Source organism: Caballeronia fortuita, assembly GCF_001544835.2.
Classification (GTDB): domain Bacteria; phylum Pseudomonadota; class Gammaproteobacteria; order Burkholderiales; family Burkholderiaceae; genus Caballeronia; species Caballeronia fortuita.
The window spans coordinates 419,229-441,188 of record NZ_FCNX02000002.1; the positions used below are offsets into that span (position 1 = coordinate 419,229).

Genomic DNA, 21,960 nt, shown 5'->3' on the forward strand with positions numbered 1-21,960 from the left:
GTTGCGCGAATCATTCGATCCCCAATTCAAGCAAGCACGTCGCCACATCGAGACACAGGGCGAGGAGACCAAGCGTCGATGAAAGCTGACAATCTGATCGCGGATACGAGGATGAACGGGCGCGACCCGAGCTTCCTGCTGGGCGGCGGCGAAATGGGCGCGCTCATCCGCAGTTTCGATTGGACGCAAACCGCGCTCGGCTCGCCCGAACACTGGCCGCAAAGCCTGAAGACGGCCATCCGCATCATGCTGACCTCGCGCCAGCCGATCTGGGTCGGCTGGGGTCCCGACCTGCTCTTCTTCTATAACGACGCATACAAATCGATCATCGGCGGCAAGCATCCGCAGGCACTTGGCCAGCCCACCTCGGTCGTGTGGCGCGAAATCTGGAGCGACATCGGCCCGCTGCTGGAGACCGCGCTGAGCGGCATCGAAGGGACATTCGTCGAACAGAAGCTCCTCATCATGGAGCGCAACGGCTTTCCCGAGGAAACGTATTACACGTTCTCCTACAGCCCGATTCCCGACGATCGCGGCGGCGCCGGCGGCATCATCTGCGCGAATAGCGACGAAACCAAGCGCGTGCTCGGCGAGCGCCAGTTGAACGTGCTGCGCGAGCTGGCGGCGTCCGCGGCCGATGCGCGTTCGTGGCGCGACGCCTGCGAACTGTCGATGAGCGCACTCAGGAACGCATCGCGCGACCTCCCCTTCGCGCTGCTCTATGCCGCCGAGCCGGGCGGCGACGCGGCGGCGCTCGTCGGCGCTTGCGGCATCGAGCCGGGCGAGCCAGGCGCGCCCGCGATCCTGCACGCCGCGAACGGCGGTCCCTGGCCCGCGCTCGCCGCGCTGCGCGAAAACCAGACGCGCGTCGTCACCGGTCTGGATCGCCTGATCGGCGCGCCGCTTCCAACGGGCGCATGGAGCGTGGCGCCGGGCAGCGCCGTCATCGTGCCCATCGCGCCGTCGGGCGAAACCGGGCGCGCGGGCGTGCTGATCGCCGCGCTCAATCCGTACCGCCTTTTCGACGAAGGCTATCGCGCGTTCGTGAATCTCGTCGCCGGGCAGATCGGCGCCGCGCTCGGCTACGCGCACGCCTACGACGAAGAGCGCCGCCGCGCCGAAGCGCTCGCCGAAATCGACCGCGCGAAGACCACGTTCTTCTCTAACATCAGCCACGAGTTCAGAACACCGCTCACGCTGATGCTCGGCCCGCTCGAAGAACTGCTCGCCAATCCCGAGCGCGTGAGCCATGAAGATTTGCGGCTCGTCGAGATCATGCATCGCAACGGCTTGCGGCTGCTCAAGCTCGTGAACGCGCTGCTCGACTTCTCGCGCATCGAGGCCGGGCGCATCGAGATTCATCGCCAGCCGACGGACCTCGCGCTCTTCACCGCCGAGCTCGCATCGCTCTTCCGGTCGGCGATCGAATCGGCGGGTCTGCGGCTCGAGATCGACATCGCACCCACGCCCGTCGTCGCCGATATCGACCGCGACATGTGGGAAAAGATCGTGATGAACCTGCTGTCGAACGCCTTCAAGTTCACGTTCGAAGGCGTGATTCGCATCTCGCTCGATGCGCGCGCCGGCGCGGGCATCGAAATGCGCGTGCGCGACACGGGCATCGGCATTCCGGAGGCGGAACTCACGCGCGTGTTCGAGCGGTTTCACCGCGTCGCGGGCGCGGCGGGCCGCTCGGTGGAAGGCAGCGGCATCGGTCTCGCGATGGTGCAGGAGCTCGTCAAGCTGCACGGCGGCACGATCCGCGTCGACAGCACGCCCGGCGAAGGCGCGTGCTTTACCGTCACGCTGCCGGCGTCGCAGGCGTCTCTGCACGACGACACGCACGCGCCGCACGCCGAAGCGAGCATCCGCGCGCGCTCGTATGTCGATGCCGCCATGCGCTGGATGCCCGACGCCGACGAAGCGCGCGTCGTCGAAAGCGAGGAAGACGCGCCGCTCGGCGTGCGCGCCGCCGACGAGCCGCCGCCCGCCGGCGCGATGCCGGGCCGCGTGCTCATCGTCGACGACAATGCCGATCTGCGTGACTACATGCGCCGCATGCTGATCGCGGCGGGGCATGACGTGAGGGTCGCCGCCGATGGCGAAGACGCGCTCGCAATCGCGCGCGAGGTGCGCCCGGAAGTCATCGTCTCCGACGTGATGATGCCGCGCCTCGACGGCTTCGGGCTCCTGCGCGCCGTGCGCAACGACGAAGCGTTGCGCGAAACGCCCGTCGTGCTGCTGTCCGCGCGCGCGGGCGAGGAAGCGCGCGTCGGCGGCCTCGAAGCGGGCGCGGACGACTACCTGACCAAGCCATTCTCCGCGCGCGAACTGCTTGCGCGCGTCGCGAGCAATCTGAGCCTCGCGCGGCTGCGCCATGCGACCGAGCAAAAGCTGCGCGACGAATCGCACACGCTCGAGATTCTCAATCGCGTCGGGACGGCGGTCGCGGGCGAACTGGATTTGAGCCGCGCAGTGCAGGTCGTCGTCGATGCCGCCACGGAGCTGACCGGCGCCGCGTTCGGCTCGTTCTTCTACAACGTGCTCGACGACAAGGGCGAGAGCTACACGCTCTACACGCTCTCCGGCGTGCCGAAAGACACGTTCTCCCGCTTCCCGATGCCGCGCAACACGGCCGTGTTCGGCCCGACGTTCGAAGGCGCTGGCATCGTGCGTTCCGACGACATCACCCGAGACCCGCGCTACGGTCACAACGCGCCGCATCACGGCATGCCGAAGGGCCATCTCGCCGTGTGCAGCTATCTCGCGGCGCCGGTCGTCTCGCGCAACGGCGAAGTGCTTGGCGGTCTGTTCTTCGGGCATCCCGAGCCGGGCGTCTTCACGGAACGCTCGGAGCACGTGCTGACCGGCATCGCGGCGCAGGCGGCAACCGCCATCGACAACGCGCGTCTCTTTCAGGCCGCGCAGGACGAAATCGCCGAACGCACGAAGGCGCAAGCCGCGCTGCGCGACCTGAACGAGACGCTGGAGCGCCGCGTCGCGGATGCCGTCGCGGACCGCGATCGTCTGTGGGAACTGAGCGAAGACCTGTTCTATGTCGCGAGCTTCGAAGGCGCGCTCTTGCGCGTGAGTCCGTCGTGGACGCGCGTGCTCGGCTTCGACTCGCAGCGCCTGCATTCGCACACGGTGATGGACCTCGTGCATCCCGACGACGCGCGCGATGCCGCCGCGGAACTCGACCGGCTGCGCGCGAGCGGCCAGCCGGTGCGCTACGAATGCCGCCTGAGCCGATCGGACGGCGGCTGGCGCTGGATCGCGTGGACGGTGTCGCTCGATCCGCGCACGCGGCGCATTCACGGCGTGGGCCGCGACGTCACCTCGGATCGCGATACCGCCGACGCCTTGCGCCATGCCGAAGAAGCGCTGCGCATGGCGCAGAAGATGGAAGCAATCGGCAAGCTGACGGGCGGCGTCGCGCACGACTTCAACAACCTGCTGCAAGTGATCGGCGGCAATCTGCAACTGCTCGCGAAGGATGTCGCCGGACACGACAAGCCCGAGCAGCGCGTGCGCAATGCACTCGCGGGCGTCGCGCGCGGGGCGAATCTCGCATCGCAATTGCTCGCGTTCGGCAGACGCCAGCCGCTCGCGCCGAAGGTCGTGAACCTCGGCCGCTTCGTGCGCGGTCTCGACGACATGTTCCGCCGCGCGCTCGGCGATGGCATCGAGATCGAGACCATCGTGTCGGGCGGTTTGTGGAATACGCTCGTCGATCCGTTCCAGGTGGAGAACGCGCTGCTCAATCTCGCGATCAACGCGCGCGACGCGATGAACGGTCATGGCAAGCTCACGATCGAAGCGGGCAACGCATCGCTCGACGAAGCCTACGCGATGCGCAATGCCGACGTCACGCCAGGCCAGTACGTGATGGTCGCGGTCACCGACACCGGCACGGGCATGTCCCCCGAAGTACAGGAACGCGCATTCGAGCCGTTCTTCACGACCAAGCGCGAAGGCCAGGGAACGGGCCTCGGACTCTCGATGGTGTACGGCTTCGTCAAGCAGTCCGGCGGCCACGTCAAGGTGTACAGCGAGCAAGGGCACGGCACGACGCTGCGCATCTATCTGCCACGCGCGCGCGAAGAGGAAGACCTCGAAACGAATGTCGAAGCGGGCCCGGCGAAGGGCGGCAGCGAGACCATTCTCGTCGTCGAGGACGATGAGGAAGTGCGCGCGACCGTCGTCGAACTGCTCGCCGACTTAGGCTATCGCGTGTTGCGTGCGAAGGATGCGCAAAGCGCGCTGGCGATCGTCGAAAGCGGCGTGCCGATCGATCTGCTCTTCACCGATGTCGTGATGCCCGGTCCATTGCGCAGCACCGAGCTTGCGCGCAAGGCGCGCGAACGCGTGCCGGGAATCGCCGTGCTCTTCACGTCGGGTTATACGGACAACGCCATCGTGCATGCGGGACGGCTCGACGAGGGCATCGATCTCTTGAGCAAGCCTTATACGCACGAAGCGCTGGCGCGCAAGGTGCGGCTCGTGCTGGGGCAACGCGTGCAGCCGCAGGCGCTCACGTCAGCCGATATCGAAGCGGACGCCGCGCAACACGATGCGCTGTCGCACAGGCGCGTGCTTTTCGTCGAAGACAACGAGCTCGTGCGCGCGAGCACGGCGGAACTGCTGCGCACGTTCGACGTTGATTTGATGGAGGCGGCGAGCGTCGATGAAGCGCTTGCGCTTTTAGCGCGGCATCGCTTCGATCTGCTGTTGACGGATGTCGATCTCGCCGGGCAGTCGGGCGTGCAACTGGCTATTACCGCGTGCCGCGAAACGCCGTCGCTGGGCGTCGTGTTCGTGACGGGCTACGATCTCGCGCTCGGCGAGGACGAGCGGCGCGCGCTGCCGAACGCGGTCCAGTTGCGCAAGCCTTTCGATCCGCTCGCGCTCGTCGAAGCGTTGAATGCGGCGGTGAAGACGTAGCCGGGAACTTCACCGCCCGGCCGATCACCCCGCGCGGCGCTTCCTCACGGCTTGCGCGAGCAGTTCGAGCACCGGCTCGCTTTGCGTCCAGCCGAGGCAGGCATCGGTGATCGATACGCCGTGCTTCAGCGGCACGCCCGGCTTCAGATCCTGACGGCCTTCTTCCAGATGACTCTCGATCATCACGCCAGTGATGCGCCGCTCGCCCGCTTCCAGTTGCCGCGCGATGTCCTGCGCAACATCGACCTGACGCAGGTGCGACTTGTTCGAGTTGGCGTGCGAGCAATCGATCATAACCTGCTCGCGCTGGCCGAGCGCAGCGAGCGCGCCGCACGCGGCCGCGACGCTTTGCGCATCGTAATTCGGTCCCTTCTTGCCGCCCCGCAGGATCACGTGGCAGTCGTCGTTGCCGCGCGTCTCGAAGATCGCGGCCATGCCCATCTTCGTCATGCCCATGAACGCGTGGCTCGCGCCTGCCGCGACGATGGCGTCCGCCGCAACCTGCACGCCGCCATCGGTGCCGTTCTTGAAACCGATCGGGCACGAAAGCCCCGACGCAAGCTGGCGATGGCTCTGGCTCTCCGTCGTGCGTGCGCCGATCGCGCCCCACGCGATCAGATCGGCGATGTATTGCGGGCTGAGCAGATCGAGGAACTCGGTCGCGGTCGGCAGACCCAGGCCGCTGATATCGAGCAAAAGCTCGCGCGCGCGGCGCAGGCCTTCGTTGATGCGGAAGCTGCCGTCGAGACGCGGATCGTTGATATAGCCTTTCCAGCCGACCGTCGTGCGGGGCTTTTCGAAGTACACGCGCATGACGATGAACAGTTCGTCGCGCAAGTCGTGCGCGACCTGCTTCAGGCGCCGGGCATATTCTATCGCCTGATCGTGATCGTGGATGGAGCACGGACCGACGACCACGACGAGCCTGTCATCGCGTCCATGCAGAATGTTCGCGATCGCCGCGCGGCTCTCTTCCACCAGCGTCTGCACGGCGGGCGTGACCGGCAGTTCGTCGAGCAGCAACGCGGGCGAGATCAGCGGACGCACCGCGCCGATGCGCGTATCGTCGATGCGCGTGGTGTCTTGCGTGGAGTCGGCCACGCCTGCCTCCTGATCGCGGGAGGGATTGTCGATGCGGGTCAAGATAAGCTCCGTCATGCGTAATTGATGCAAAATTCAGGGACTTTATGCGTGCATTCCGCGATACAACGGCTCGCGGCGCAGATATCCATTATCGCATTTGCCGCCGCGTGCTCGCCGGATCGTGCGTATGATGAAGCCGATACCCCATCACTGAGAGGAGCGATCATGCGCATCGAAACGTCATTCCTGTTCGACCTCGACGGCACGCTCGTCGATAGCGTGTATCAGCACGTGCTCGCATGGAAGGAAGCGCTCGATGCGGAGGGCATCGGGTTGTCGGTGTGGCGCATTCATCGCAAGATCGGCATGAGCGGCGGGCTTTTCACCAATCAGTTGCTGCGCGAGACGCATGGCGAGATCAGCGCGGATCGCGTGGAACGGCTGCGTCAGTTGCATGCGGAAGCCTACAAGCGGCTGCGCGCGCAAGTGTGTCCCCTGCCGGGCGCGCGCGAGTTGCTCGACGCGCTGACGCAAGCGGGTACGAAGTGGGCCATCGCGACGAGCGGACGCATGGAGACCGCGCAGGTCAATCTCGAAGCATTGGGCGTCGATCCGGCGAAGCAGGTGGTCATCACGCGCGACATGGTCAAGTACGCGAAGCCCGATCCCGATCTGTTCCTCGCCGCCGCCGCGCGTCTGAACGTGCCGATCGAACATACCGTCGTCGTCGGCGACAGCATCTGGGACATGCTCGCCGCGCGCCGTTGCCGCTCGCTCGGCGTCGGCTTGCTGTCGGGCGGTTATGGCAGCGATGAACTGGAGCGCTCGGGCGCGTTGCGCGTGTACGAAGACCCGGCGGACTTGCTGCTCCATCTGGATGAAGTCGCGGCACGTCCATGAGATGATCGCGACATGACGACCTCTTCTTCCATCGACGTTCGCCCCTGGGGCGATGTGAATCTCTACACATTGCGCAATGCGTCGGGCATGCGGATCGACATCAGCGATCTCGGCGCGACGCTCGTTTCATGGCTCGCGCCCGATCGCGAAGGCCGCATCGCCGATGTCCTGCTCGGTCACGACACGCCCGACGATTATCGCAACGGCACGGCGTTCATGGGCGCGACCATCGGGCGCTGGGCCAATCGCATCCGCGATGCGCGCTTCGTGCTCGACGGCACCGCGCATCAGGTCGAACGCAACGAAGGCGCGAATCATCTGCATGGCGGCGCGATGGGTTTTCATCGGCAGATATGGCGCGCGCAAGAGATCGACGGCGCGCTCGTCATGGCGCTGCATTCGCAAGCGGGCGACGCGGGCTTTCCCGGCAATCTCGATGTGACCGTGCGCTATGCGCTCGACGACGCGGGCACGTTATCGATCGATTACGAAGCACGCAGCGACGCAGCCACGCCCGTCAACCTGACGAATCACGCGTACTTCAATCTGGGCGATGACGCGCGCATCCGCGAGCACGAGATATCGATCGACTCGGATACGTACTTCGCCATCGATGCGGCATCGATTCCCGTCGCGCGCGAAAGCGTCAAGGACAGCGCGTTCGATGTGCGCGCGCGCGCATCGATCGGGGCGCGGCTCGAAGCGCCGCATCCACAACTCGCGCTCGCGGGCGGCTTCGATCATTGCTACGTGTTGAACGGCGACGCGCGAGAACCGCGCACCGTGGCCGTGTTGTTCGATGCATCGAGCGGACGCGAACTGAGCGTATCGACCGATGCGCGCGGCCTGCAGTTCTACTCGGGCAATTATCTGGAAGGCGTGCCTGCGCGTGACGGCTTGCGTTATCGCAAGCATGCGGGACTATGCCTCGAAGCGGGCGGCTTTCCGAACGAGATCAACATGGACGGCGGCGAGCGCGCCGTCCTGCGTGCCGGCGACGTGTATCGTCAACGCACGCGCTATACGTTGCGCGTGCGTTGACGCGTCATCAGAAGAGATTGCGCAAGCCGATCGACACGCCGGTCTGATTCGAGCGGCCGGGCAGTTCGACATCGGCCGCGCCCGTCACCTTGTTGAAGTCGACGGTGCCGTAGACTTCGGTGCGCTTCGACAGCGCGTACTCCGCGAGCGCGACGCCCGTGTAGCGGTTCCCGCTGCCCGTCGCGCCGCCGCCGATGGCCGCGTTCTTCATGTGGTCGTAGTAGAAAGCGCCCGTCAGCAACAGCGCCGGCGTGACCTGATACGTGATGCCGGCGAACGGACCATCGTCGCGGCGGCCCGAGCCCTTCAAAATATCGGTGCCGTTGACGAGGCCGCGTTGTTGCAGAACGCTGTCGACGAAGCCGGTGTCGTCGGTCGAATGCAGATAGCCGACATAGAGCTTCGCCGCGCCGATCGCATAGACGGCGTTCGCGTTCCAGATCTTTTGCTTGTTCGCGGAGTTGTCGCTGTTCTGCTGATAGCCGCCGCCGATGGACAGCGGACCCATCGCATACGACGCCGTGAAGCCGTACATGTTGCCCGCGCCCATGTGTCCCGGCACCTGGCCCGAGAAGCCGCCCGCGCCCGTCGACGTATAGTTCGTGCCGAACGAATACATTGCGCCGATTGTCAGGCCCGCGAACGTGCCGTTGTACTTGACGGCGTTATCGGCATAAAGGCCCGCGCCCAGCGCAACCGGCAGCCATGCATTTTCGAAGTAATTGCCGACAGTGAGCGGATCGTAGGTGTCGCCGAGCATGTCGAAGAGCGGCGTCTTCTGACGACCGAGCGTCAGCGTGCCGTATTGGCTCGCGAGTCCGACATACGCCGCGCGATTGAATGCGCGGGCGCTGTCGGCGTATTGACCATTCTCCAGTTCGACACCGCTTTCGAGCCGGAAGATCGCCTGCAAGCCGCCGCCGAGATCTTCGGTTCCTTTCAGGCCCCAGCGGCTGTTGGTGACCGCGCCGTTGGTCATGAACACCTTGCCGTCGTTGTTGGCGTTGGCGTTCGTCAGATAGCGCACGCTCACGTCGGCGACGCCATAAAGCGTTACCGAGCTTTGCGCGAATGCGGATTGACACGCGAGCGCGATGACCGATGCGCCGATGCCTGCGATGGCACGCGATGTGATTGTCTTCATGATGTGTCGGAGCGTCTATTTATTAGCGATATTTTTAATGAGCTCTCATGCGACGCCTTTCAGATAACTGTCTTCATGGAAGACAGCTTTAGCGCGATGCATGAAAGCACGCGGCTTTGTAACACATCGATTGTCGTGACGCTCGATCTGCGCAATACGTGTGGCGTTTTAATCAACAACGTTTATTTGTTCAGTTGCGCGCGGTACTCTTTAAGCTTTGGCCTGCGCAATCTGCGCGGCCTCGGCGGGCACGGCTTCGAGAAAGCCTTGCCCCATTTCCTTTTCGAAGCGTGACGGCGTTCCCTCCCATACAATGCGCGCGTGTTCCAGCACATACACGCGGTCCGCATGCGGCAACGCGAAGGTGACGTTCTGCTCGCCTAGCAGCACGGTGATCGGCGTGGTCTGCTGCATCAGTTCCATCGCCTTCGATAACTGCTCCAGAATCACGGGCGCGAGACCGAGCGTGGGCTCGTCGAGAATGAGCAGCTTCGGCTGCATCATCAACGCGCGTGCAATTGCGAGCATCTGCTGCTCGCCGCCCGATAACGTGCGCGCGGTCTGCGCCTGACGCGACTCGAGTATCGGAAAGAGTTCGAAGAGCCATTCGAGTTGAGCCGCACGCTTCTTGTCGGGCAGATGATAGCCGCCGAGATCCAGATTCTCGCGCACGGTCATGTCGCCGAACAATTCGCGCGTTTCAGGACATTGCACGATGCCGCCGCGCGCGATCGCCGCGCCGCTCATGCCCTTCATATCTTGCGAGCCATATCTGATTACGCCTTGCTGATAGGGCACGAGACCGGAGATCGCGTTGAACAGCGTGGTCTTGCCCGCGCCATTGAGACCGACGACCGATACGAACTCGCCCTCGCGCACATGCATGCTCACGTCGTCGAGCGCGCGCGCCTTGCCGTACAGCACGCCGATATTCTCGACCTCGAGAATGCAGGGCTTGCTGTTGACGACTTCCGCGCCGCGTTCGCGCGCCTCGATCTTGCCGCCGAGATACACGCGCCGCACGGTCTCGTTGCGCATCACTTCTTCGGCGGTGCCTTGCGCAACATACTCGCCGAGATACATCGCGAGCACGCGATCCGCGAGCGCCGCAAGACTCTTCACGTTGTGATCGACGAGCAGCACCGCGCGCCCTTCCGCGCGAAAGCCGCGAATCAGATCGGAGAATGCTTCCGATTCGGCAGCCGTCAGACCCGCGAACGGTTCGTCGACGAGCACGACGCGCGGATCGCGCGCAATCGCCTTCGCCATTTCCATGCGGCGCAGATCGGCGAATGGCAGTGTCGCGGGATGACGATGCATCACCTTGCCGAGTCCCACGCGCTCCGCGATCTCTCGCGCGCGCACGTTCACGTGCGGATCGGCGGCGAGTTTCACGAGCGAATCGGGCAGCAGCGCGAGCTTGATGTGTTCGAGCACGGTTTGCCGATGCAGCGGCCGCGAGTGCTGAAACACGATGCCGACGCCCGCGCGCGCGATGCGATGCGGCAGCCAGCCGGCCATCTCGATACCATCGACCTTGATCGATCCCGCGTTGGGCCGCTCGATACCCATGATGAGCTTCATCACCGTCGACTTGCCCGATCCGTTCGGACCGATGAGGCCGAGTATCTCGCCGGGCTTTATATCGAAGCCGATGTCCTTCACCGCGACGAGACCGCCGAAGCGTTTCGTCAGACCGCGCACGCAGAGCAAGGGTGAATCGTTCATTCGCGCTCCCTCACACGCAGGATGTTGCCGAGCAATCCATCGGGAAAGAACAGGATGACCGCGAGCGCGACAGCCGCGACCACGAACGTATTGATCTGCCCGAGCGGACGAAGAAACTCGCCCGCGACGATGAGAAAGATCGAACCGAGCACCGCGCCGAGTATCGTGCGCCTGCCGCCGAGCACCGCCGCGATGATGATCTGCACGCCGATGCCGATATCGACCACCGTGCTCACCGATGCCGTGCCCTGATAGAACACGAGCATTGCGCCCGCGACGCCGGAGAACACCGCGCTGATGCAGAACGCCGCGAGCTTGTGCTTCACGACGTTGAAGCCGAGCGCCTGCGCGCCGACGGTATCCTGACCGCTCGCCTGCAGAATGAGACCGATCGCGGAGCGCGAGAGACCGAAGAGAATGATCGCGCACACGATGAGAAACGCGAGCGCGATCCAGTAGTTGTTGCTCGCATCGACGGACAATACATCGGGCACCATCATGCCGATCTCGCCGCCCGTGACGCCCGCGAAAATCACGATCGCGTTCTGCAATAGCAACACCGCGACGAGCGTGACGAGACCGAAATACGGCCCGCGCAAGCGCAACGCGGGCACCGCGAGCAGCAGGCCGCCGACGAGTGCGGCGAGGCCGCCCGCCATCACGCATATCGGTATCGGCGCGGCGGCGTGGGCGTTCAGTATCGCGGCGGAATACGCGCCGAGTCCGATCAGGAACGTCGGCCCGAAGTTGACTTCACCCGCGAAGCCGAACAGCAAGTCCCACGACATCGCGAAGACGCCGAAGTAATACGCGACGGTCAGCACGCCGAGGATATAGCCGGTGAGCCACCACGGCAGCGTCGCGGCGACGATTGCGAGCACCACCGCGACGACGATCAGGCGCGAGCGAGCGATGTATTTCATCATCAGCGCCGTCCGAGAAAGCCTTGCGGGCGCACATACACGACGAGCACGAGCAGCAGCAGCGCGGGCAGCGGCCGCAGCGTCGGCGCGATGAGATACGCGGTGACCGTCTCCAGATAGCCGACGACATACGCCGCCATCAACGAGCCCGATACGCTGCCCAGGCCGCCGAGCACGACGATGGAAAACGCGCTCGCCGTGAGCTGTCCCGTGTTGTTGGTGCTCACGCCGAGGAACGATGCGAGCAGCACGCCCGCGATGCCCGCGAGCACGCCGTAGAGGGTCCACGCGAGCAGATAGATGTTCGACAACTCGAAGCCGAGCAGCGTGAGACCGCGCGGATTCATCGACGCCGCGAGCAGCGCCTTGCCCGCCTTCGTGCGATTCACGAAGAGCCATAGCAACCCGATCACGACCCAGCACACGGCCGCGATCATGATTTCGTTGTAGGGCACGCGCACGCCCGCGACGCTCGCGACGCCGGGAATCAGCGGACGCATGGTGATGGGGTTGTCGGAGAAGAGGTAGGCCATGCCCTGCTGGATCATGATGCCCCAGAGCAGCGTGCCCGTCAGCACGAAGATTTCCTTCTCCTCGCGCGGGATCGCGTTCGAACGTTGAATGGGCCGCACGACCATGAAGTACGTGATGTACGCGGCGATCATGCCGCAGATCACGCCGAGCGGCGTGCCGAGATACGTGCCCAATCCGGCTTCGCCCGCGAGCGCCCAGCCGAGCAGCGCCGAGATCAGCATCACGCCGCCGTGCGCGAGATTGAGCACGCCGGATACGCCGAAGATCAGCGTGAAGCCGATCGCGCCGAGCGCGTAGAGCGAGCTGATCGCGAAGCCATCGATGAGGATTTGCAACGGCAACATAGGCGGCCTTTTATGTCGATGTCAACGCGGACCCGCTCCCCGTAACACGCAGCGCAACGGCTTCAGTTCGCGGCCGCCTGCACCTTCACGAAGGCCGGAAACTTGACCTTCGCGTTCGCGACCGACTTCGGCCATATCGCCACCTGCTTGCCGTTCTGCCATTGCAGATTGATGCCGGTGATATAGCCTTCGCCGTACTTCAACGCATGCGTGAACTGATCGTTCTTGCCGTAGAACTGCCAGCGTCCGATCGTGCCGACATAATCGGTCTTTTCGAGCGCATCGACCATCTTGTCGGGATCGGTCGAGCCTTGATTGCGATGAATCGCATCCGCGATGATGTACACGAGGTCATAACTCGTGAAGCCGTCATACGCGGGCGAAACGCCTGCGAAGTGCTTCTGGTACGACTCGACGAATGGCACGGTCTTCGGCGTCATCGCGACGCCGGGCGCCGCCGCCGAAGCCGTGATGACGCCTTCGGTCGCGCCGTTGGTGTCCTTCCAGAAGCTCGTCGTCGTGGCTTGCGAACTTTGGCCCGACATCGGAATCGGCACTTGCTGATCGTGCCATTGCACCGTGGGCTGCACGCCTACGTGGCTGATGCCCGTCGTGATCGTGTCGGGATGCTTCGCTTCGATCTGGTTGAAGATCGGCGTGAAGTCCGACGTATCCGGATTGAAGCGGATGTGATCCAGCACCTTGAGGCCCGCCTTCGGCAGACATTCGAGGTAACGCTCGTCGAGCGGCTTGGTCCACGCGGCGTCTTCGCTCATCACCACGGTCGTCTTCATCTTGAACTCGCCGACGAGCACGTCATGCGAGAAATCGCAGATCGATTGCGCGATGAACGCCGATGTCATCCAGCCGTGGAACGTGTACTTGTAGTGGTCGTAGTCGTCATGCACGCGCTTCGATATCTCATTGCTCGCGGCACCCGGCGTGATGAAAGGCATCTTGAGGCGCGCGGACCACGGCTCCATCGCGAGCGCGACTTCGCTGATATAGCTGCCGATGATCGCGACCACCTTGTCCTGGCTCGCCGCGCGCTGAAACGCGCGCACGCCGTCGGAGGCTGACGAGTGATCGTCATACGCGATGATCTGGATCTGCCTGCCGTCGACGCCGCCCTTCGCGTTGATCTCTTCCGCCGCGAGCTGCGCGGCCTTGCTGATCGATGCGCCCGCGACCGCGGACTCTTCGCTGATGACGCCGATCTTGATCGGCTCTCCCGCTGCATGCGCCGTGACGGAGACGCCCAGTCCCGCCATCGCCGTACCCGTTGCAATGACGGCGCTCATTGCCCGCCACGTCTTGCGCTTTGACATCATCAGTCTCCTCTGTGTATTCGATCGTGGAGCGACGCCAGCCAGACACATGACACATGCAGCAATTAAGGATTTGCCGACAAACAGTAGCACTCGCCTTTCACGCACTGAATCGGTAATAACGATAAAGACGGTCATGCGTAAAGGTCATCAATGAAGCGATATTCTTTCAAACGGCTTGCGCGATGAACTCACGTAACCATCGATGCGCGGGATCGCGATGCACGCGTTCGTGCCAATACATCGACATCTCGTAGCCGGGCACGTCGACGGGCGGCGCGACGGTTCGCATCTCGGGCCAGCGCCGCGCGAGCCTCGCCGGTTGCATCGACACGAGATCGGTCGTCGCCAGCACCGATCGCACGAAGAGAAAATGTGGCACGGACAGTGCCACGCGCCGCTGCATGCCGAGGCTCGCGAGCATGTCGTCGGTCGGACCGGCAAAGCCGCCGCCATCGGGCGAAACGATCACGTGATCGAGTGCGCAGAACTGCGCGAGCGTCGGACGGCGCTTCAGACGCGGATGATCCTTGCGTCCCACGAGCACGTAACTTTCCTCGAAGAGCGCCTGTTGATGGAAGTTGTCCGCATCCGGCGATGTGATGTGAAACGCGAGATCGATCTCGCCGTTCTCCGCCTGCTTCGCGAGACGCGGCGGCAACATCTCCAGCACCGCGATACGCGTATGCGGCGCGGCCGTGCGCAAGCCGCTCAACGCAGGCAGCAGCACCGTGGATTCGCTGTAGTCGGTCGCCGCGATGCGCCATGTGTTGTCGGCGGTTGCGGCATCGAATGCGGCTTCCGGCGACACCGCGCGTTCCAGCGACGCCAGCGCCGCGCGCAACGGCACGCGCAGACTTTGCGCGCGTGCGGTCGGACGCATGCCGCGCGGGCCAGGCAGAAGCAAGGGATCGTCGAAGATATCGCGCAGCTTGGCCAGATGCACGCTCACGGACGGCTGCGAAAAATGAAGGCGCTCTGCGGCGCGCGTGACGTTCTGCTCGTCGAGCAGGACATCGAGCGTGACGAGCAGATTGAGATCGAGCCTACGCAAGATATTATTCATGGCAATGCCTGTAATTTTCGATATTCATTTCCAATATACCCGCAGCGCCCCTATTCTTTGCTCCATTCCCGAATCGAAGTTGGAGAAAGACCATGAATGTGCTAATCGTCTATGCCCATCCGGAACGCCGCTCGCTGAACGGCGCCATCAACGATTTCACCGTCGAGCGCCTGCGCGCAAACGGTCATGACGTGCAAGTGTCCGACCTGTACGCGATGAACTGGAAAGCCCCGCTCGATGCGAACGACGTGCGCGAACGCAACGCCGATGCGCCCTTTCACGCGAGCCGCGACTCGAAACACGCATTCGCGAACGGCCTGCAAAGCCGCGACATCGAAATGGAGCAGGACAAGCTGCGCTGGGCCGATGCGCTGATCCTGCAATTTCCGATGTGGTGGTTCTCCATGCCCGCGATCATGAAGGGCTGGGTCGAACGCGTCTATGCCTATGGCTTCGGTTACGGCGTGGGCGAGCATTCGGACACGCACTGGGGCGACCGCTACGGCGAAGGCATGATGGCGGGCAAGCGCGCGATGATCGTCGTGACGACGGGTGGCTGGGAATCGCACTACAGCGCGCGCGGCATCAACGGACCCATCGACGACATTCTCTTTCCGATCCAGCACGGCGTGCTGTTCTATCCGGGTTTCGACGTGCTGCCGCCCTTCGTTCTCTACGAGACGCATCGCATGGATGACGCGCGTCTGAAGGCCACATACGACGCGCTCGGCACGCGGCTCGATCGTCTCTGGGACGACACGCCCATCGCGTATCGCAAGCAGAATCACGGCGACTATGCGATTCCGCAACTCGTGCTGCGCGACGAGCTCGCAGCGGGCACGAGCGGCTTTGGCGCGCACATCGACTGAGGACAAGCGCGAAACACGGCTAAGATGGATCCTTCGACAAGTACGGAGGAAGACATCGAATGCTGACGATCTGGGGTAGAGCCAACTCGGTCAACGTGCAGAAAGTGCTGTGGTGCTGCGACGAACTCGGGCTCGCGTATGAACGCATCGACGCGGGCCTGCAATTCGGGCGCAACAACGAGCCCGGCTATCTTGCGATGAACCCGATGGGCCGCGTGCCCACGCTGGTCGACGGCGACTTCGTGTTGTGGGAGTCGAACTCGATCATCCGCTATCTCGCGATGCAATACGGCGCCGAGGGCACGCTCTATCCCGCAGAGCCGAAAGTGCGCGCGAGCGCGGACCGCTGGCTCGACTGGGCGCTCTCCACGCTGCAACCCGCGGAACGTCCGCTCTTCTGGGGCTATATCCGCACGAGCGCCGCCGATCGCGATACGAAGCAGCTCGCCGCCGCCGCGAGCGAAGTCGAAAAACTCTGGCGCGTCATCGATACGCATCTGCAAGGCCGCGACTATCTCGAGGGCAACACCTTCACGCTCGCCGATCTCGTCATCGCCGCGTATGCGCGCCGCTGGTTCGGCATCGTCGAACTCGCGCGCCCCTCGCTCGCCGAACTCGAACGCTGGTACGTGGGCATCACACAGCGCCCGGGCTTCGCGCGTCACGTCGCGCCCGCGCTGACCTGAACGGGACGAATCGCCATGACCATCGAACTGCATACATGGAACACGCCCAACGGACGCAAGATCAGCGTCGCGCTTGAGGAAATGCAACTGCCGTACATCGTGAAGACGGTGAACATCACGAAGGGCGAACAGCATGCGCCCGAGTTTCTGCGCATCAGCCCGAACAACCGCATTCCGGCCATCGTCGATCCAGACGGACCGGACAGCAAGCCCATCAGCGTGTTCGAGTCCGGCGCGATCCTGCTCTACCTCGGCGAGAAGACGGGCAAGTTCCTGCCCGCCAGTGTGCGCGATCGCGTGCCGGTGCTCGAATGGCTCATGTGGCAGATGGGCGGCTTCGGCCCAATGCCGGGACAAGTGCATCACTTCCGCATGGTCGAAGCGGAAAGCGACCGGCGTTATGGACTGAAGCGTTATTCCGACGAAACGCGCCGTCTCTATGGCGTCCTCGACAGGCGTCTCGCGCAAGTCGAATTTGTCGCCGGAGACTTGTCCATCGCCGATTTCGCGATTCTCGGCTGGGCGTGGCGGCACGAACGTCATCAGGTTTCGCTCGATGATTTTCCCAACGTCAAACGCTGGTACGAAGCGCTGTTCGCGCGTCCGGGCGTGAAGCGCGGCTTCGAAGTCAAGCTCGACGATCTCGTCTGATCAGGGCAAACCATGAGAGGGAGCGTCAGGCTAACGTAAGTTGCGCGCGTGATAACGATCATCTAAGAAACCTGAGCGACACTGACGCCATTCCATAGATCCGCGCCCGAGGAGACAAGCATGACCGCCAGCATGTACGACGATGGCCTTCCCAAAACGGCCGCCAACTTCGCGGCGCTGACGCCGCTCATGTTCATCGAGCGCGCGGCGACCGTGTATCCGGCGCGGCCCGCCATCGTGCACGGCGACGTGCGTCGCAACTGGGCCGAGACTTACGCGCGCACGCGGCGGCTCGCATCGGCGCTCGTGGCGCGCGGCATCGGCGTGGGCGATACCGTCGCCGCGATGCTGCCGAACACGCCCGAAATGGTCGAAGCGCACTTCGGCGTGCCGATGACGGGTGCGGTGCTCAATACGCTCAACACCCGGCTCGACGCCGCCACCCTCGCGTTCATGCTCACGCATGGCGAGGCGAAGGCCGTGCTCGTCGATCGAGAGTTCGCGGACGTCATGCGTCGTGCGTTGAAAGATGTGCCGCAGCGCGTGCTCGTCATCGATATCGACGATCCGCAGTACACGGGGAGCGGCGAAAGCATCGGCGAGATCGACTATGAAGCGCTGCTCGCGAGCGGCGATCCCGCATACGAATGGTCGCCGCCGCCGGACGAATGGAACGCCATCTGTCTGAACTACACGTCGGGCACGACGGGCAATCCAAAGGGCGTCGTCTATCATCATCGCGGCGCGTACACGAATGCGGTGAGCAATATCCTCGAATGGGACATGCCAAAGCACGCCGTGTATCTGTGGACGCTGCCGATGTTCCATTGCAACGGCTGGTGTTTTCCGTGGACCGTCGCGGCGCGCGCGGGCGTGAACGTGTGTCTGCGCCGTGTCGATGCGCACAGCATCTTCGATCTCATTCGCAATGAAGGCGTCACGCATTATTGCGGCGCGCCCATCGTGCAGAACCTGCTCGTCAATGCGCCCGACAAGATGAAGGCCGGCATCCAGCAGAAGGTTCACGCGATGGTCGCGGGCGCCGCCCCGCCCGCCGCGATGATCGAAGGCATGGAGCGCATGGGCTTCGAACTGACGCACGTGTACGGCCTCACCGAAGTCTATGGTCCGGCCACCGTCTGTCCGCAGCAGGCCGAATGGAGCGCACTCGATATCGGCGAGCGCGCGCGGCTCAATGCGCGGCAAGGCGTGCGTTATCACTTGCAGGATGCGGTCAGCGTGCGCGATCCGATATCGATGGAACGTGTGCCTTCCGATGGCGAGACCATCGGCGAGATCATGTTTCGCGGCAACATCACGATGAAGGGTTATCTGAAGAATGCAACCGCGACCGAAGAAGCGTTTCGCGGCGGCTGGTTTCATACGGGCGATCTGGCCGTCGCGTATCCGGACGGTTACGTGCGCATCAAGGATCGCAGCAAGGACATCATCATTTCGGGCGGCGAGAATATTTCGAGCATCGAGGTCGAAGATGTGTTGTACCGGCATCCGGGCGTGCTGGCTGTCGCCGTCGTCGCGAAGCCGGATACGCGTTGGGGCGAGACGCCCTGCGCGTTCGTCGAACTGAAGAACGGCGCGCAGGCGAGCGCGGAAGAACTGATCGCGCATTGCAAGAAGCATCTCGCAGGCTTCAAGGTGCCGCGCGCTATCGAGTTCTGCGAGTTGCCGAAAACATCGACGGGCAAGATTCAGAAGTTCGAATTGCGCAAGCGCGCGGGCTCCGTCGCCGCAATCGACGTTTGATGAAGGACACGACAATGAGCGACCTCGTACTGATCGAGCGCGATGCGTATGACGTGAAAGGCGCCGTCAAGTTGACGATGAATCGGCCCGGCGCGTTCAACGCGTTGTCCGAAGCGATGCTCGACGCGCTCGAACGCGCGCTGAAAGAATTAGCCCAATCGGATGCGCGCGTCGTCGTGCTTGCGGGCGAAGGCCGCGCGTTCTGCGCGGGCCACGATTTGAAAGAGATGCGCGCGGAGCCTGCCATCGATTATTATCGCGAGCTTTTCGCGCGCTGCTCGCGCATGATGCTGACCATTCAGCGCATGCCGCAGCCGGTGATCGCGCGGGTGCAAGGCATTGCGACGGCGGCGGGTTGTCAGCTCGTCGCGATGTGCGATCTCGCGGTTGCATCGAGCGAGGCGCGCTTCGCGGTATCGGGCGTGAATCTCGGGCTCTTCTGCGCGACGCCCGGCGTGGCCCTGTCGCGCAACGTAGCGCGCAAGGCGGCGTTCGAAATGCTCGTCACGGGCGAGTTCATCGATGCGGCCACCGCGCGCGAACGCGGCCTCGTGAATCGCGTCGCATCGCCGGACGAACTCGACGATGCCGTGCGCTCGCTTGCCGCGACCATCGCCGCCAAACCGCGCGAAGCGGTCGCGGCGGGCAAGGGTTTGTTCTATCGGCAACTCGAAAGCGGCATCGAGGCTGCATACGCGCTCGCATCGGAAACGATGGCCTGCAACATGATGGAAGACGCCACGCTCGAAGGCACGCAAGCCTTCATCGAAAAACGCGCGCCGCGCTGGAAGTGACGCTCAGCTCACATGCTCGACCGGATGTTCGTCGAGCCACGCGTTCTCTTCGTCGCTATAGAGACGCGAGCGCGTGAGAAAGCGCAGCCCGCTCGGGCGCTCCAATGAAAACATGCCGCCGTTGCCCGGCACCGCGTCGATGATGAGCTGCGTGTGCTGCCAGTATTCGTATTGCGATCCGGTCATGTAGAACGGCACGCCGCCGATCGCGCCCAGCTTCACGTCCGAGCCGCCGACCATGAATTCGTTGACCGGAAAGCACATCGGCGCGCTGCCGTCGCAGCATCCGCCGGATTGATGGAACAGCACGTCGCCGTGTTCGGCCTTGAGCTTCTCGATCAGGTCGATGGCGGCCGGGGTCGCGGTCACGCGCAGCACTTCCTGTTCACTCATGATGTCCCCGTCGTTCAAGCGGGCCGCCGCATCGATACGGCGGCCCCCGCACTTTAGAAGAAGCCGAGCGGCTTGTCGCTATAGCTGACGAGCATGTTCTTCGTCTGCTGATAGTGGTCGAGCATCATCTTGTGATTCTCACGTCCGATGCCCGACTGCTTGTAGCCGCCGAACGCTGCGTGCGCCGGATACGCGTGATAGCAGTTGGTCCACACGCGGCCCGCCTGGATCGCGCGGCCGAAGCGATACGCCCGCGTGCCGTCGCGCGTCCACACGCCCGCGCCGAGACCGTAGAGCGTATCGTTCGCGATTTCGAGCGCTTCTTCCTCGGTCTTGAACGTCGTCACGGAAAGCACCGGCCCGAAGATTTCTTCCTGGAAGATGCGCATCTTGTTGTGGCCTTTGAAGACCGTCGGCTTGATGTAGTAGCCGTTCTTCAATTCGCCATCGAACGTGGCGCGCTCGCCGCCGGAAAGACACTTCGCGCCTTCCTGCTTGCCGAGATCGATGTACGACAGGATCTTCTCCAGTTGCTCCTGCGAAGCCTGCGCGCCGATCATCGTCTTCGTGTCGAGCGGATGTCCCTGCGCGATGGCCGCGACGCGCTTCAACGCGCGCTCCATGAAGCGCTCGTAGATCGATTCCTGCACGAGCGCGCGCGACGGACATGTGCACACTTCGCCCTGATTCAGCGCGAACATGGTGAAGCCTTCGAGCGCCTTGTCGAAGAAGCTGTCGTCGGCGTTGAGCACGTCGTCGAAGAAGATGTTCGGACTCTTGCCGCCCAGTTCGAGCGTGACGGGAATCAGGTTCTGGCTCGCGTACTGCATGATGAGGCGGCCCGTCGTGGTCTCGCCGGTGAACGCGATCTTCGCGATGCGCTTGTTCGATGCGAGCGGCTTGCCCGCTTCCAGACCGAAGCCGTTGACGACATTGAGCACGCCCGGCGGCAACAGGTCTCCGATGATTTCGAGCAGCACGAGAATCGACGCGGGCGTCTGCTCTGCCGGCTTAAGCACGACGCAGTTGCCGGCCGCGAGCGCGGGCGCGAGCTTCCACACGGCCATCAAAATCGGGAAATTCCACGGAATGATCTGCCCGACGACGCCGAGCGGCTCGTGGAAGTGATACGCGACCGTGTCGTGATCGATCTCCGATATACCGCCTTCCTGCGAACGCGCCGCGCTCGCGAAATAGCGGAAGTGATCGATCGCGAGCGGGATATCGGCGGCCATCGTCTCGCGCAGCGGCTTGCCGTTGTCGATCGATTCCGCGACGGCGAGACGCGTCAGGTTCTGCTCCATGCGATCGGCGAGCTTGAGCAGCAGGTTCGCGCGATCGGTGACGGAGGTTCGTCCCCATGACGCCTTCGCTGCATGCGCGGCATCGAGCGCGGCTTCGATATCGGCTTCGCGCGAACGCGGGATCGACGTGAACGGCTCGCCGGTGATCGGCGAGATGTTGTCGAAATACTCGCCGCCCGCGGGCGGCACCCACTTGCCGCCGATGAAGTTGCCGTACTGCTTCTTGTACGGATATTCGGTGCTCAGGAACTGCATCTCTGCGTGATTCATTTCTATGTGCTCCTCGCATGTCGACATGAACGGGCCGGCACTGCCGATGTCCGGCGCCGGTCGTTCCTGTTTGCGAGTTCCATGCCATCGCGCGGCACGTCGCGCCGATCGGGCGCGAGCCGCATCGTCATGCGGTTTCGCGGGTCATCGTCAGGGTTTGTACGAGGGCGCTTTGCCGTGTTCACATTCGGAAC

17 protein-coding genes are annotated in these 21,960 nt (G+C 63.7%); 8 read left to right on the forward strand and 9 right to left on the reverse strand.

The features are described 5' to 3' along the window. Nucleotides 1-78 precede the first annotated feature (78 nt). Entirely contained in the window at nucleotides 79-4,944 is a 4,866-nt protein-coding gene (locus tag AWB77_RS06160) for a response regulator (protein ID WP_061133497.1), read from the forward strand. Between the two features lie 24 nt (nucleotides 4,945-4,968). On the opposite strand, the gene AWB77_RS06165 is transcribed toward AWB77_RS06160, so the two are convergent. After that, nucleotides 4,969-6,087 (reverse strand): 3-deoxy-7-phosphoheptulonate synthase, encoded by a 1,119-nt coding sequence (locus AWB77_RS06165; protein WP_061133695.1) that lies wholly within the window; start codon nucleotides 6,085-6,087, stop codon nucleotides 4,969-4,971. A gap of 165 nt (nucleotides 6,088-6,252) precedes the next feature. On the opposite strand from AWB77_RS06165, the gene AWB77_RS06170 reads away from it, so the two are divergent. Further along, nucleotides 6,253-6,927, forward strand: coding sequence for an HAD family hydrolase (locus AWB77_RS06170; protein ID WP_061133498.1), 675 nt, complete (start codon nucleotides 6,253-6,255; stop codon nucleotides 6,925-6,927). Nucleotides 6,928-6,939: 12 nt separating this feature from the next. Next, nucleotides 6,940-7,968 carry an aldose epimerase family protein gene (locus tag AWB77_RS06175; RefSeq protein ID WP_061133499.1) on the forward strand — a complete coding sequence of 343 codons (1,029 nt, stop codon included), beginning with the start codon at nucleotides 6,940-6,942 and terminating at the stop codon, nucleotides 7,966-7,968. Nucleotides 7,969-7,975: 7 nt separating this feature from the next. On the opposite strand, the gene AWB77_RS06180 is transcribed toward AWB77_RS06175, so the two are convergent. The 6 genes from AWB77_RS06180 to AWB77_RS06205 form a co-directional block, all read right to left on the reverse strand. Beyond that, on the reverse strand, nucleotides 7,976-9,112 hold the full coding sequence (locus AWB77_RS06180; RefSeq protein ID WP_061133500.1) for a porin: 1,137 nt from the start codon (nucleotides 9,110-9,112) through the stop codon (nucleotides 7,976-7,978). Between the two features lie 210 nt (nucleotides 9,113-9,322). Further along, complete coding sequence (locus tag AWB77_RS06185) at nucleotides 9,323-10,840, reverse strand: ATP-binding cassette domain-containing protein (RefSeq protein ID WP_061133501.1); 1,518 nt, start codon at nucleotides 10,838-10,840, stop codon at nucleotides 9,323-9,325. After that, nucleotides 10,837-11,763 (reverse strand): branched-chain amino acid ABC transporter permease, encoded by a 927-nt coding sequence (locus tag AWB77_RS06190; RefSeq protein WP_061133696.1) that lies wholly within the window; start codon nucleotides 11,761-11,763, stop codon nucleotides 10,837-10,839. Before AWB77_RS06190 ends, AWB77_RS06185 begins: the two co-directional genes overlap by 4 nt. 2 nt (nucleotides 11,764-11,765) lie before the next feature. Further along, nucleotides 11,766-12,641, reverse strand: coding sequence for a branched-chain amino acid ABC transporter permease (locus AWB77_RS06195; protein ID WP_061133502.1), 876 nt, complete (start codon nucleotides 12,639-12,641; stop codon nucleotides 11,766-11,768). A gap of 62 nt (nucleotides 12,642-12,703) precedes the next feature. Next, nucleotides 12,704-13,942 carry an ABC transporter substrate-binding protein gene (locus tag AWB77_RS06200; protein ID WP_374728676.1) on the reverse strand — a complete coding sequence of 413 codons (1,239 nt, stop codon included), beginning with the start codon at nucleotides 13,940-13,942 and terminating at the stop codon, nucleotides 12,704-12,706. A 196-nt stretch (nucleotides 13,943-14,138) separates the two neighbouring features. Then, nucleotides 14,139-15,035 carry a LysR family transcriptional regulator gene (locus AWB77_RS06205; protein ID WP_061133503.1) on the reverse strand — a complete coding sequence of 299 codons (897 nt, stop codon included), beginning with the start codon at nucleotides 15,033-15,035 and terminating at the stop codon, nucleotides 14,139-14,141. A 92-nt stretch (nucleotides 15,036-15,127) separates the two neighbouring features. Here AWB77_RS06205 and AWB77_RS06210 point away from each other — a divergent pair, with 92 nt between their 5' ends. The 5 genes from AWB77_RS06210 to AWB77_RS06230 all read left to right on the forward strand — a co-directional run bounded on the left by AWB77_RS06210 (nucleotide 15,128) and on the right by AWB77_RS06230 (nucleotide 19,799). Continuing rightward, nucleotides 15,128-15,904: an NAD(P)H-dependent oxidoreductase gene (locus AWB77_RS06210; RefSeq protein WP_061133504.1), complete on the forward strand. Its 777-nt coding sequence runs from the start codon at nucleotides 15,128-15,130 to the stop codon at nucleotides 15,902-15,904. A gap of 59 nt (nucleotides 15,905-15,963) precedes the next feature. Next, nucleotides 15,964-16,590: a glutathione S-transferase family protein gene (locus AWB77_RS06215; RefSeq protein ID WP_061133505.1), complete on the forward strand. Its 627-nt coding sequence runs from the start codon at nucleotides 15,964-15,966 to the stop codon at nucleotides 16,588-16,590. A 15-nt stretch (nucleotides 16,591-16,605) separates the two neighbouring features. Further along, nucleotides 16,606-17,241, forward strand: a complete 636-nt coding sequence (locus AWB77_RS06220; RefSeq protein WP_061133506.1) for a glutathione S-transferase family protein — start codon at nucleotides 16,606-16,608, stop codon at nucleotides 17,239-17,241. Nucleotides 17,242-17,361: 120 nt separating this feature from the next. After that, nucleotides 17,362-19,005: an acyl-CoA synthetase gene (locus tag AWB77_RS06225; RefSeq protein ID WP_061133507.1), complete on the forward strand. Its 1,644-nt coding sequence runs from the start codon at nucleotides 17,362-17,364 to the stop codon at nucleotides 19,003-19,005. A gap of 14 nt (nucleotides 19,006-19,019) precedes the next feature. After that, nucleotides 19,020-19,799 (forward strand): enoyl-CoA hydratase, encoded by a 780-nt coding sequence (locus AWB77_RS06230; RefSeq protein ID WP_061133698.1) that lies wholly within the window; start codon nucleotides 19,020-19,022, stop codon nucleotides 19,797-19,799. A 3-nt stretch (nucleotides 19,800-19,802) separates the two neighbouring features. On the opposite strand, the gene AWB77_RS06235 is transcribed toward AWB77_RS06230, so the two are convergent. Continuing rightward, complete coding sequence (locus AWB77_RS06235; protein ID WP_061133508.1) at nucleotides 19,803-20,192, reverse strand: DUF779 domain-containing protein; 390 nt, start codon at nucleotides 20,190-20,192, stop codon at nucleotides 19,803-19,805. Nucleotides 20,193-20,245: 53 nt separating this feature from the next. Then, entirely contained in the window at nucleotides 20,246-21,766 is a 1,521-nt protein-coding gene (adh, locus tag AWB77_RS06240) for an aldehyde dehydrogenase (protein WP_061133509.1), read from the reverse strand. Between the last annotated feature and the right edge of the window lie 194 nt (nucleotides 21,767-21,960).